Annotated in this window: 11 protein-coding genes; 4 read left to right on the top strand and 7 right to left on the bottom strand. The window is 65.6% G+C overall.

Going from position 1 to position 12,791, the window contains the following annotated elements; all coding sequences use genetic code 11:
* Positions 1-50: 50 nt before the first annotated feature.
* From pncB to IF803_RS24540, 3 genes are all read left to right on the top strand, one after another.
* Positions 51-1,355 carry a nicotinate phosphoribosyltransferase gene (pncB, locus tag IF803_RS24550; RefSeq protein ID WP_028343682.1) on the top strand — a complete coding sequence of 435 codons (1,305 nt, stop codon included), beginning with the start codon at positions 51-53 and terminating at the stop codon, positions 1,353-1,355.
* 100 nt (positions 1,356-1,455) lie between these two features.
* Positions 1,456-2,751, top strand: a complete 1,296-nt coding sequence (locus IF803_RS24545; protein WP_461193750.1) for an O-acetylhomoserine aminocarboxypropyltransferase — start codon at positions 1,456-1,458, stop codon at positions 2,749-2,751.
* Positions 2,752-2,755: 4 nt separating this feature from the next.
* Positions 2,756-3,535 carry an alpha/beta fold hydrolase gene (locus tag IF803_RS24540; RefSeq protein ID WP_461193748.1) on the top strand — a complete coding sequence of 260 codons (780 nt, stop codon included), beginning with the start codon at positions 2,756-2,758 and terminating at the stop codon, positions 3,533-3,535.
* 261 nt (positions 3,536-3,796) lie between these two features.
* Here IF803_RS24540 and IF803_RS24535 read toward each other — a convergent pair whose 3' ends face one another.
* The 7 genes from IF803_RS24535 to IF803_RS24505 form a co-directional block, all read right to left on the bottom strand.
* Complete coding sequence (locus IF803_RS24535) at positions 3,797-4,114, bottom strand: DoxX family protein (RefSeq protein WP_461193747.1); 318 nt, start codon at positions 4,112-4,114, stop codon at positions 3,797-3,799.
* Between the two features lie 3 nt (positions 4,115-4,117).
* Complete coding sequence (locus IF803_RS24530) at positions 4,118-5,008, bottom strand: NAD-dependent epimerase/dehydratase family protein (protein ID WP_453946223.1); 891 nt, start codon at positions 5,006-5,008, stop codon at positions 4,118-4,120.
* Between the two features lie 100 nt (positions 5,009-5,108).
* Positions 5,109-6,017 (bottom strand): LysR family transcriptional regulator, encoded by a 909-nt coding sequence (locus IF803_RS24525; RefSeq protein WP_461193746.1) that lies wholly within the window; start codon positions 6,015-6,017, stop codon positions 5,109-5,111.
* A gap of 379 nt (positions 6,018-6,396) precedes the next feature.
* Positions 6,397-7,419: a S1C family serine protease gene (locus IF803_RS24520; RefSeq protein ID WP_461193744.1), complete on the bottom strand. Its 1,023-nt coding sequence runs from the start codon at positions 7,417-7,419 to the stop codon at positions 6,397-6,399.
* 85 nt (positions 7,420-7,504) lie between these two features.
* On the bottom strand, positions 7,505-7,954 hold the full coding sequence (locus IF803_RS24515; protein WP_461193743.1) for a hypothetical protein: 450 nt from the start codon (positions 7,952-7,954) through the stop codon (positions 7,505-7,507).
* Positions 7,955-7,971: 17 nt separating this feature from the next.
* Positions 7,972-9,570 (bottom strand): GMC family oxidoreductase, encoded by a 1,599-nt coding sequence (locus IF803_RS24510; protein WP_461193742.1) that lies wholly within the window; start codon positions 9,568-9,570, stop codon positions 7,972-7,974.
* A gap of 117 nt (positions 9,571-9,687) precedes the next feature.
* Positions 9,688-10,911: a cytochrome P450 gene (locus IF803_RS24505; protein ID WP_461193741.1), complete on the bottom strand. Its 1,224-nt coding sequence runs from the start codon at positions 10,909-10,911 to the stop codon at positions 9,688-9,690.
* A 234-nt stretch (positions 10,912-11,145) separates the two neighbouring features.
* Here IF803_RS24505 and IF803_RS24500 point away from each other — a divergent pair, with 234 nt between their 5' ends.
* On the top strand, positions 11,146-12,780 hold the full coding sequence (locus IF803_RS24500; RefSeq protein WP_461193740.1) for a flavin-containing monooxygenase: 1,635 nt from the start codon (positions 11,146-11,148) through the stop codon (positions 12,778-12,780).
* Positions 12,781-12,791: the final 11 nt, after the last annotated feature.

The raw sequence follows: 12,791 nt of genomic DNA, 5'->3' as shown, positions 1-12,791 counted from the left end.
CCGCCCGATACCCACTGGGCGGGCGGCGCCCGGCAGGCTAAGGTTCCCGCATGACCGTGACAGATATCGCGACCCGGACCTACAACCACGGCTGGCGGCTCGACCCGATCGTGCGCAGCCTGCTGGACACCGATTTCTACAAGCTGTTGATGCAGCAGATGATCCGGGAATGCTATCCGGACACCCGCACGACCTTTTCGGTGATCAACCGCTCGACCCATATCCGGCTCGCCGAGGTCATCGACGAGGCCGAGCTGCGCGCCCAGCTCGACCACGCCCGCACCATCCGCTTCACCAAGAAGGAGCTGATCTGGCTGGCCGGCAACACGTTCTACGGCAAGACCCAGATGTTCTCGCCCGACTTCATCAACTGGCTCTCGAACTTCCGGCTGCCCGAATACGAGCTGCACAAGGTCGACGGCCAGTACGAGCTGCATTTCCACGGGCCGTGGACCCACACCACGATGTGGGAGATTCCGGCGCTCGCGATCCTCAACGAGCTGCGCTCGCGCGCGGCGACCAAGACCTACGGCCGCTTCGCGCTCGACGTGCTCTACGCCCGCGCCAAAGCCAAGCTGTGGGCCAAGGTCGAACGGCTGCGCAAGCTGGATGGCTTGCGGCTGTCCGATTTCGGCACACGCCGCCGCCACGGCTTCCTCTGGCAGCGCTGGTGCGTCGAGGCGGTGAAGGAAGGCCTCGGCCCCTCCTTCACCGGCACGTCGAACGTGCTGCTCGCGATGGACAACGACCTCGAGGCGATCGGCACCAACGCGCATGAGCTGCCGATGGTCGCCGCCGCGCTCGCCAATGACGACGAGGCGCTGCGCTGGGCGCCCTATCGCATCCTCGACCAATGGCGCCACACCTATGGCGGCAATCTGCTGATCGCGCTGCCCGACGCCTTCGGCACCAAGCCGTTCCTGCGCGACGCGCCGGATTGGGTCGCCGACTGGACCGGCTTTCGACCCGACAGCGCGCCGCCGATCACAGCCGGCGAAGAGATCATCAAGTGGTGGAAGCAGAAGGGCCGCGATCCCAAGGAGAAGCTGCTGGTGTTCTCCGACGCGATGGATGTCGGCTCGATCGAGGAGACGTTCCACCATTTCAAGGGACGCGTGCGCGTCAGCTTCGGCTGGGGCACCAACCTCACCAACGATTTCGTCGGCTGCGCGCCGGATGGCACCGCCGAGCTCGACCCGATCTCGATCGTCTGCAAGGTGACGTCGGTCGACGGACGACCGGCCGTCAAGCTCTCCGACAATCCGGAGAAGGCGACCGGCATCCCGTCCGAGGTCGAGCGCTATCTGCGCGTGTTCGGCAATGTCGGCCGCGTTCGCACCGCAGTTCACGTCTAACAAAGCGTTTTCAAGCGAAGTGGACACCGGTTCGCGTGAAGAAAACGCGTCAAAAAAGACTTCTCGCCACCCCCCCATCGATTGACCTGACGAGTTTCGCATGCCCGCACCCAAGCCGCCTGCCTTCGAAACCCTGAGCCTGCACGCCGGCCAGCGCCCCGATCCCGCGACCGGCGCGCGCGCGGTTCCGATCTATCAGACCACGTCCTACGTGTTCCAGGACGCCGACCACGCCGCAGCGCTGTTCAACCTCGAGCGCGCCGGCCACATCTACACCCGCATCTCGAACCCGACGACATCAGTGCTGGAGGAACGGATCGCCGCGCTTGAATGCGGCGTCGGCGCGATCTGCACCGCAAGCGGCATGGCCGCGATGCACCTGGCGATCGCGACGCTGCTCAATGCCGGCGACCACATCGTCGCCTCCGCCTCGCTCTATGGCGGCACCATCAATTTGCTGGCGCACACGTTGCCGCGGTTCGGCATCACCACGACCTTCGTGAAGCCGCGTGCGCTCGACGAATTCCGTGCCGCGATCAAGCCGAACACCCGCCTCGTGATCGGCGAGACCATCGGAAATCCCGGGCTCGAGGTGCTCGATATCCCCGCGGTGGCTGGAATCGCGCATGATGCAAAGATTCCGCTGCTGATCGACAACACCTTTGCGACGCCCTATCTCAGCCAGCCGATCGAGCTCGGCGCCGACATCACGATGAACTCGGCGACCAAGTGGATGGGCGGCCACGGCATCGCGATCGGCGGCGTCATCGTCGACGGCGGGCGGTTCGACTGGCGCGCCTCCGGCAAATTCCCGCAGCTCACCGAGCCGTATGCCGGCTATCACGGCATCGTCTTCGACGAGCAGTTCGGCAAGGCCGCCTTCATCATGCGCGCCCGCACCGAGGGGCTGCGCGATTTCGGCGCCTGCCTGTCGCCGACCAATGCCTTCCAGCTGCTGCAGGGCATCGAGACGCTCGGCGTCCGCATGGACCGCCACGTCAGCAACACCCGTGCGGTGCTGGACGCCCTCGCCGCAAACAAGGCGGTCGACTGGGTGCTGCATCCCTCGCTGGAGACGCATCCGGATTACGCGCTGGCCAAGAAGCTGCTGCCGCGCGGCGCCGGCTCGATCGTCAGCTTCGGCATCAAGGGCGGCCGCGCCGCCGGCAAGAAGTTCATCGAGTCGTTGAAGCTGATCAGCCATCTCGCCAATGTCGGCGATGCCAAGACGCTGGTGATCCATCCCGCCAGCACCACGCATCAGCAGATGGATGCCGAGCAGCTCAAGGCCGCCGGCATCGGCGAGGAGCTGGTGCGGCTCTCGGTCGGCATCGAAGCCGCTGAGGATATCATCGACGATCTCGGCCAGGCGCTGCGCGCCTCGCAAAGGACCTAGGGCCATGCAGCTTTCCGTCAACGGGTTGGACACCTTCATCGCGACCGGCGGCAGGCCGTTCGACCCGTCGTTGCCGGCGGTGGTGATGATCCACGGCGCCGGCTTCGATTCCTCGACCTGGGCGCTGCACAGCCGCTGGTTCGCGCATCACGGATTCTCTGTGCTGGCGCCGGACCTGCCCGGTCATGGCCGCTCCGCCGGCAAGCCGCTGCCGACCATCGCCGAGATGGCCGACTGGATCGCGGCGCTGATCACGGCGGCCGGCGCATCGAAGGCCCGGCTGATCGGCCATTCGATGGGCTCGCTGATCGCGATCGAGACCTCGGCGCGGCATCCCGACAAGGTCTCCGGCCTCGCGCTGATCGGCACCGCGGCGACCATGACGGTCGGCCCCGATCTCTTGAAGGCCGCCGAAGCCAATGATGTCGCGGCGATCGACATGGTCTCGATCTGGGGCCTCGGCTTCAAGGCCGAACTCGGCGGCAGCCTCGCGCCCGGCCTGTGGATGCACCAGGGCGCGCAACGGGTGCTGCAGGAGGCGAAGCCCGGCGTGCTGTACAACGACCTCAACGCCTGCAACGCCTATCAGAACGCCCTGACCGCAGCCGCCGCGGTCAAGGTGCCCGCGACCTTCATCCTCGGCGAGCGCGACATGATGACCCCCGCCAAGGCCGGCAAGGCGCTCGCCGCCGCGACACCGAATGCCCGCACCGTGGTGCTGCCCGGCGCCGGCCACATGATGATGGTCGAGCAGCCCGACGAGCTGCTCGCAGCGCTGCGGTAGCGGAGCCGCGGGCTCCTCTCCCTTTCCTCGTCGGAGAAGGTCGCGCGGACACAAGTCCGCGCCGGATGACCGCCGCCAAAATATCGAAAACAACCCCATGCAAAGTAGCAGGGCAGCCGCTGGCCCTCGGACAAGCGACTTGACACGTCGGGCAACTCAGCGATATCTTCTATTATTCCGAAATTGCGCAACGCTCCCAGTGCCCCTTGGGCATTTCAAGCCGATCGGCAGCCTCCTCAAGTGCCCGGAGCCGCCAATCTTTCAGGAAATCCGACTCGCCATCAGGAGCAAGGCAGCGAAGCAACCGATCGGTACGAGATGGGAAAACTCCCGATGTCGCAGGACGGTCAAAGCTGCCGCGGCGAGAATGACGGCGCAGAGGATCAAGCCTGCTGCACGGGTTGCCGGTAGTGTGACCAGGATTGCGGCCGATATCTCCAATCCGCCGGTGACCCGGCACCACCACGCGGGATACCCCCATCGAACAAAGTTGCTCCGCGTCGTCGACGTCGCGATCGCATTGAACAGACCTGCACTGGCGAAAGCAGCGGCAAGCAGCCTGATGAATATCGTGTGCATGACCTAAGCGACCGCCAACGCATAAGCGCGCAACTCGTCGATGATCGATCGCCGCGAAGGATTCCAGCCGAGTTCGCGCTTGGCCTTCTCGCCCGAGATGATCTGATCGGAGGCGATCGCATCGGCGAAACCCGAGAGGACCTTGCGCGCCTCTTCGAGCGGCCATGCCGCTACTCGGCCCCCGGCACCGCCCAACTCGCTCGCTGCGCGTGCGATCTCGATGAGCCGCGGCGCCGAACCGTGCGCGCCATTGAAGACGGATCCCGCCGGTGCCCGCTCGAGCGCGAGCGCATAGAGATCGGCCAGATCGTCGGCATGCACGGTCGACCAGCGATTTTGACCGTCACCGACATGAAGCGCCGCACCATGTTCCTTGGCCGCTGCGACCATCATCATCGCGGCGCCACCCCAGTTGCCATATACCCAGGCAGGCCGGATAACGACCGGATGGACGCCCCCGGCTTCGGCCGCGAGGATCTCGCGTTCCAGGGCCTGGCGCCAGCGGACCATCTCGACCGGGTTCAGTGGAGTGCGCTCGGTGACTGACGTGTCACCCGTGGAGCCGTAGACCAAGCTGCCACTGGTATAGATGAAGCGCTTACCCGTTCCGCGCTGCGCTTCGAGGATCGCGCGCGTCGCAATCTCATCGAGAGACGCAGCGTTCTGATCGTTGGGCGAAGCGGCATGGACGACGGCGTCCACGCCCCGCACCGCCGAGGCCAAGCTCACCGGGTCGGCAAGCTCACCTATCTTCGCCACGAAACCTCGGTCGAGCAGCTTGGTCGCGCTCGCTTCCGACCGGGCGAGTCCCACGACTTCATGGCCTCCCTCTTTCAATCGGTGCGCTACCGCACCGCCGATCAAGCCAGTCGCGCCTGTTACCAAAACTCGCATGTCGATCACCCTTCAATTTCGGTGAATCCAACAAAGCGGAACGGCGATGCGGATGGAAATCGCGAGTTCTGATGTGGCGCTATCGATGGCGCCGATGGCGTCAAGCCGAGGCGGCGATTTTGGTGATAATGCCGCGCAGCCAGGCAATAGCCCCATGCGTATCCGCCCGCCGGTGCCACATCAGGTGGAGTGGCCAGGTGGGCAGTTCGAGCGGCGGATCATAAATCGCTATGCCTGCTCCGGTACCAGCGAACCTTCGTGCGACCCGGGAGGCCAGCGTCGCGACGAGGTCGGTCCCGGCGATCACGAAAGGGGCGGCCAGGAATTGTGGCAGGCTCAGCACGATGCGCCGTTCGAGGCCGAGATCGGCAAGCCTCAGATCGACGATCCCGGAGCGGTCGCCTTCCGGAGAGACCAGAAGATGCGGCGCCGCTGCGAAAGCCTTGAGGCTTGGACCATCCGCGAACGCCGGGTGTCCCTCCCGCACGACGCAGGCGAAACTCTCAAAAAAGAGCGGGCTGCTGATGATGCGCGCCGACGTCTCGACGGGGAAACCGATCGCGAGATTCGCCTCGCCGCTGTCGAGCAGCGTGATAGCTTCTTCTCGTCCGAACATCCCGCAGACCCGCACGTTGATGTGCGGGGCGTCGATGCTGAGGAGGGCCATGAGCGGCGGCAACAGGACGAACGCCGCATAGTCGCTCATCGCGAGCGTGACGGTATTGTCGGCCGTCGCGGGATCGAAGCTATCGGCCTGTAGCGCGCTCCGGAGAAGCCGGAGCGCATCCGAGACGGGACCAGCAAGGTCATGGGCGCGGGGCGTTGGCTGCATGCCTGAAGGCGTTCGCACGAAGAGCTCGTCCCCAAGAAGCTCTCGCAAGCGCGTGAGCGCTCCGCTCATCGCCGACTGGCTGAGGCCGATCCGCGATCCGGCGCGCGTCACGTGGCGCTCCGCGTACAGCGCATCAAAGGCCTTCATCAAGTTGAGGTCGAAGCCGGCTATATCCATGTGGCCGACCATAAGGGAATGCGCCGAACGGGGATAGCGGCCGTACGTCAAGCGCACGCCGCTCGAGGGCCCCCCGGTTGGGCTGGACCCGATCCGTCGAGGATGGCGTTACGGCAAGTCATCCACCGCTTGGCAATCCGCGCTCACCCACAAGCGGACGCCGCTTAGGAGGCGGGTCTTTTCAAAAGGCATTCCACTCAGATTAGAGACGACACGGCTACCCTTCTCCCCTTGTGGGAGAAGGTGGCGCGAAGCGCCGGATGAGGGGTTCTGTCGACATATGAGATCGTGGAGAGAAACCCTCACCCCGCTTCGCTGCGCGAAGCGACCCTCTCCCACAAGGGGAGAGGGTGCAGCTCGCACGCGGAAAGGATAATCCTCACTGCTTCGCGGGCTTCCGCCCGATCGGATGAATGTCGATCGCGCGCAGGCGGCCGAGGCGGAGCACGTCCATCGACAGGGTCCGGTCGATCCGGCTGTGATCGAGCGCGCGGATCAGGTCGTCGACACCGTTGATCTCGATGCCGTCGAGCCCGATCACGACATCGCCCGGCAGCAGCGCCGCGCGCGCGGCCGGGCTGTCCGGCTCGATCTGCATCAGGAGCGCGCCCATCTTGTTCTCGACCCCGGCCAGCACCGCGTGCCGCCGCGGCACCGGCGCGGTCTGCCCGGCGACGCCGATATAGGCGCGGCGGACATAGCCGTGGCGGATGATCTCCGACAGCACGAACTGCGCGGTGTTGCTGGCGACCGCAAAGCAGATGCCCTGCGCGCCGTTGATGATCGCGGTGTTGATGCCGATCACCTCGCCCTTCGACGACACCAGCGGCCCGCCGGAATTGCCGGGATTGAGCGCGGCGTCGGTCTGGATCACGTCCTCGATGGTCCGCCCGCTGACCGAGCGGATCGAGCGTCCGAGCGCCGAGACCACGCCGGCGGTGACCGTCGATTCGAAGCCGAGCGGATTGCCGATCGCGACCACGAGCTGGCCGCGCCGCAGCGTCTTGGAGTTGCCGAGCGACGCGTAAGGCAGATCGCGCGCGCCATCGGCCCGCAGCAAGGCGAGGTCGGTGTCGGGATCGACACCGAGCACATGGGCGTCGGTGACGAAGCCCTCGGTGTCGCGCAGGCGAATCTCCTTCGACGATCCGACCACGTGGCTGTTGGTCAGCACGAAGCCGTCGGGCGAGATCACGATGCCCGAGCCGAGGCCGCCGCGCTCGCGCGCATTGCGCACTCTCGGCCCGGTTTCGACCCGAACCACGGCGGGGCCGACGCGGTCGGTGACGTCGATCACCGCATTGGAATAGGCATCCAGCAAAGCCCGGTCGTTATCCCGGGCAGCATCGGCCGTTCGCGGTGACGGCGTGTCACCGGCGGTATCTGAGGTAATATCCAGCATGGCGAGAGTCCTTTGGTCTCCTCAGATGGTGACCGGCTCCCCGCGCCGCAAGTGGTTACGCTTCCGCGCAGCCCTGCCCGACTGGTTAGGGCGCCCGCCGCAACACCCCGCCGCGCTCCCGGACCGGATCGAGCAGCGACCAGTCGCCCTCCGGCAGCACATGACCTTTGGGAAACGGCGCGCGCAGCTCGAGGCCGAGCGAGCGCAGCACGCGGTCGTCGCGGTAGTAGCATTGCAGCACCACGCGGACGAGCGTTGCCGCGGCCGCGCCGCCACGGCTACGAAACTCCTGCGCCACCGCATCGCGCCCGGCATCGGCGAGCTCGGCGAGCGGCTTGCCCGCAAGATCAGCCAGATGATCCAGCGCTTGCGCGACCAGCGCGGTGTCGCGGCCAAGCGTTGCCAGCATGTCGGCCTGGATCGCGGCATCGTCCGCCCCCGGCACCTTGTACTCGTCGCTTTCGGGAACGATCATCGCGGCGACGGTGCGCAGATCGGCGCGCTGGGCTGCAGTCAGTTGATTGCTATCAGACATGTCGGTCTCTGGCGGTCTCAGTCGAACAGATTGGCGAGGCGCTGCTTCATCTGGTCGGCGATGTAGAGCGCAAGGGCCTGGATGGTGGAGGTCGGGTTCACCCCGCCCGAGGTGACGAAGATGCTGCCGTCGACGATGAAGAGGTTCTTCACGTCGTGCGAGCGGCCCCATTCGTTGACCACGGAGCGCGCCGGATCGGTGCCCATCCGCGCGGTGCCGAGCAGATGCCAGCCGCCCCACGGGATCGGATCGTTGATGCAGATGTCGGTGGCGTCGGCGGCCTCGAGGATCTCCCGGCCGCGCGCCAGCCCGTGATCCATCATCTTCCGGCTGTTCGCGCTGATCGTGTAATCGATCTTCGGCGCGGGGATGCCGTGGCTGTCCTTCAGCACGGGATCGAGCGTGACGCGATTGTGCTCCTCCGGCAAATCCTCGCAGATCGCGGATACCGCGAGACGATGGCCGTTGAGCTTGCGGAACACGCGGTGATGATCCTTGCCCCAGGGCAGGATGCCCTTCTGCTCGCTCGCGACCGCCTCGAACACCGGCCCGGCGCCGCGGCCGAACTGGATGCCGTAGCCGCGGACGAAGCCGCGCGACAGATCGGTGTCGTAGAACTCCTTGCTCCACAGGCAGGTCGGCGGGGCGCGGTTGCTGTCGGTCGGCTCCTTCACAAAGCCGTAAATCTGCGCGTAGGGGTGGAACATCAGGTTCTTGCCGACCAGGCCGGATGAGTTGGCGAGGCCATTCGGGAATTTGCCCGACGCCGAATTGAGCAGCAGCCGCGGCGTGCCGACACCGTTGCAGGCGATGATGACGACTTCGGCCGGCTGAAACTGCTCGACACCTTCCTTGTCGTAATAGACGACGCCGGCGGCCATGCCGTGCTCGTTGGTCAGGATCTCGCGCACCCGGCAATGGGTCTTCAGCTCGACCCCGGCGCGGACCGCGTGCGGCCAGTAGGTGATGTCGGTCGAGGCCTTGGCACCCTGCGCGCAGGCCGGCGTGCAGTGGCCGAGATTGATGCAGCGCGCCCTGCCCTCGTAATCCATCGTCGCCACCGTCGTGTCCGACGGCCACCAGTGCCAGCCGAGCTTGTTCATGGCGTTGCCGATCAGCGGGCCGGATAGCCCGAGCGGCTGCTGCGGCATCGGCGGGTGGCTCAGCGGCGACAGCGGATCGCCCGACAGGCCGGAGACGCCCATCATCCGATCGTTCTCCTCGAAGAACGGGGTGAGCGCGTCGTAATCGATCGGCCAGTCATCGGCGACGCCGTCGAGCGTCTTCACCTTGAAGTCGGACGGATGCAGCCGCGGCCAGTGCGCGGTGTACATCACCGTCGAGCCGCCGACGGCGTTGAAGTTGACGACCTTGATCGGCGAATTGTCGTCGTTGATCGGGTAGTCCTCAGGCCGGCGGCGGACGTTCGGGCTCGACGACCACTCGCCGTAGAACTTCGCCTCCCAGTCGCGCCCGGTGCTCGGATATTCGGCCGGATTCATCCAGCCGCCCTGATCGAGGCAGAGGATATGCATCTTGGTATCGGCGAGGCTCCAGGCCACCGCAGCGCCGGACGCGCCGGCGCCGATGATCAGGACGTCAACGGGATCGTTCATTCCGATTCCTTGTTCTTGATGATCCCGTCATTCCGGGGCGATGCGCAGCATCGAACCCGGAATCTCGAGATTCCGGGTCTGGTCCTTCGGACCATCCCGGAATGACAAATCACACCTTCAATTCACGATTCTCACCGGCAAGCTTCGTATACCGCGGATGAAATTGGAATAGAGCCTTTGCGGCGGGCCCATCATCTCAAAACGCAGATCGCGCGCCAGGACCTCCTCCCAGAGGATGCGCAGCTGCTGCTCGGCGAGGCGGTCGCCGACGCAGCGGTGGACGCCGGCGCCGAAGGCGAGATGCTGACGCGGCCTGGCGCGGTCGATGATGAATTCGTCGGCGCGCTCGATCTTGTCCTCGTCGCGGTTGCCGGAGATGTACCACATCACGACCTTGTCGCCCTTGCTGATCCGGCGGCCGGCGAGCTCGACATCGTTGCGTGCGGTGCGGCGCATGTGCAGCACCGGCGTGTGGTAGCGGATGGTCTCGGAGACCAGGTTCGGGATCAGCTCCGGCCTCGCGCGGACCAGCTCGAACTGCTCCGGGTTCTCGCACAGCGCCATCAGCCCGGCCGACATCGAGTTGCGCGTGGTATCGTTGCCGCCGACGATCAGCAGCCCGATCGTGCCGATGAACTCGCGCGGCTCCAGATTCCGCGTCGCGTCCGAATGCGCCAGCATCGAGATCAAATCGAAAGTCGGCGGCGCACCGATCCGCGCGTCCCATAGCTTCCGGAAATATTCTCCCATCTTGACCAGCTCGGCGGTGCGTTCAGCCTCCGAATGCACCACCGCGTCGGGGGATTCGACGTTGGCGATCGCGACATCCGACCACCAGGTCAGCTTGGCGCGGTCTTCAGAGGGAAAATCGAACAGCGTCGCCAGCATCATGTTGGTGAGGTCGACCGAGACCCGCTCGGCCCAGTCGAAGGTCTCGTTGCGCGGCAACGCGTCGAGCACGGCTGAGGTGCGCTTGCGGATCAGGGTGTCGAAATTGGCGAGGTTCGACGGCGCCACGATCGGCGCCACGGTGCGACGCTGCGCGGTGTGGCCGGGCGGATCCATGCGGATGAAGCTCGGCCGCTCCTGCCCCTTCGGCTGGTCCGCGACCTGGATACCGCCAAGCTCGGAGGCCGACGAATAGTTCTGGTGATCGAGCTCAACCGCGAAGATGTCGTCGTAGCGCGTCACCGACCAGTACGGGCCGTAGGCCGACGCCTCGCAATAATGCACGGGATCGTCGCGGCGGAGCTGCGCGAACAGCGGCCGCCAGGTGTCGTCCTGATAGAGCCGGGGATTGCTGACGTCCATAGACGTCGGCCTGCGCAGCGCCTCTCCCATCGCGTCACTCCCGCTGGTTCCGTCGCCGCTTGGCGGGCGATCGTTGTGTCGGGCCGACGATAGAGGAAATCCCGCGGCCGAGTAAAGCCGCGGGGCGGACAGTCCGCCGCGCGGAATGCGCGCAACCCGACGCACCCGGCAAATCCCGATAGCTGCCCCGCTGTTCGATGTTTGTCGGCAGCAGGAAGACCGGTTAGCCTTGCCGGCAATCAATCCATCAGGGAGCAACGACAGGTGGCCGAATTGCGCCAGGACAACACCGCCCAGACGGCTGCGCTGGACTACGACGTCATCATCATCGGCGCCGGCCTGTCCGGCATGTACCAGCTTTACCGGCTGCGCGAGCTTGGCCTTAGCGCGCGCGTGTTCGAGGCCGGCACTGGCGTCGGCGGCACCTGGTACTGGAACCGCTATCCCGGCGCACGTTTCGATTCCGAGAGCTATTCCTACGGCTATTCGTTCTCGAAGGAGCTGCTCGAGGAATGGGAATGGTCGGAGCATTTCGCCGGCCAGCCCGAGACCTTGCGCTACTGCAACTATGTCGCCGACAAGTTCGACCTGCGCCGCGACATCCAGTTCGAGAGTCGCGTCACCTCAGCGATCTACCAGGACGACACGCGAAGCTGGCGGATCACGCTGGAGAACGGCGCGCAGCACTCCTGCCGCTTCCTGATCACCGCGATCGGTCCGTTGTCGACGCCGACCCTGCCGCGCATCGAGGGCCGCGACGATTTCAGGGGCCAATCGTTTCACACCGCGCGCTGGCCGAAGCAGAAGGTGGATTTCATCGGCAAGCGTGTCGCCGTGATCGGCACCGGCGCGACCGGCATCCAGACCATCCAGACCATCGCCGGCGAGGTCGGGCACCTCACCGTGTTCCAGCGCACCGCCAACTGGGCGGCGCCGCTGCACAACGGCAAGATCGACGCCGAGACGCAAGCCAGGATCAAGGCCGGCTATCCCGAGATCTTCGCGCGTTGCAAGGAGACGTTCGCCTGCTTCGTGCATACGCCCGATCCGCGCGGCGCGTTCGAGGTGAGCGAGGAGGAGCGCGAGGCGTTCTACGAGAAGCTCTATGGCGAGCGAGGGTTCGGCATCTGGCAGGGCAACTTCAAGGACATCCTGATCGACCGCGCGGCGAATGCCACGATCAGCGATTTCGTCGCGCGCAAGATCCGCGAGCGCGTGAAGAACCAGGCGGTCGCGGAGATGCTGATCCCGAAGAACCACGGCTTCGGCACGCGGCGGTTGCCGCTCGAGACCTTCTATTACGAGGTCTACAACCGCGACAATGTCGAGCTCGTCGATATCAAGGAGACGCCGATCGAGCGGATCACGCCCGAGGGCATCCGGACGACCGACAAGGACTACGCCTTCGACATCATCATCTACGCCACCGGCTTCGATGCCATCACCGGCAGCTTCGACAAGATCGATTTCCGCGGCGCGCACGGTGCGCGGCTGAAGGAGAAGTGGACGCACGGCCCGGAGACCTATCTCGGGCTGATGGTCGACGGCTTCCCCAACATGATGATGCTGATGGGCCCGCACACCGCGCTCGGCAACATCCCGCGCAGCATCGAATACAGCGTGGACTGGGTCACCGGGCTGATCCGCTTCGCGAAAGCGAAAGGCCTGACCTTCCTCGACGCCACGCCTGAAGGCACCGCCGACTGGACCGAGCATGTCAAGGCGCTCGGCACAGGCCTGCTCTCCAACGAGGTCGATTCCTGGATGACCGGCATCAACCGCAACGTCGAGGGCAAGCAAACCCGCATCGTCGCCCGCTACAGCGGCAGCGCGCCGGCGTATCGCGCGCGATGCGACGAGGTGGCGGCGGGGGGATATGCGGAGTTGAGGTTGGGGTAACTCTCTCAATG

The organism is Bradyrhizobium sp. UFLA06-06 (assembly GCF_054820065.1).
The sequence above is the reverse complement of the archived record's forward strand: the minus strand, read 5'-3'. Positions and strand labels throughout refer to the sequence as shown.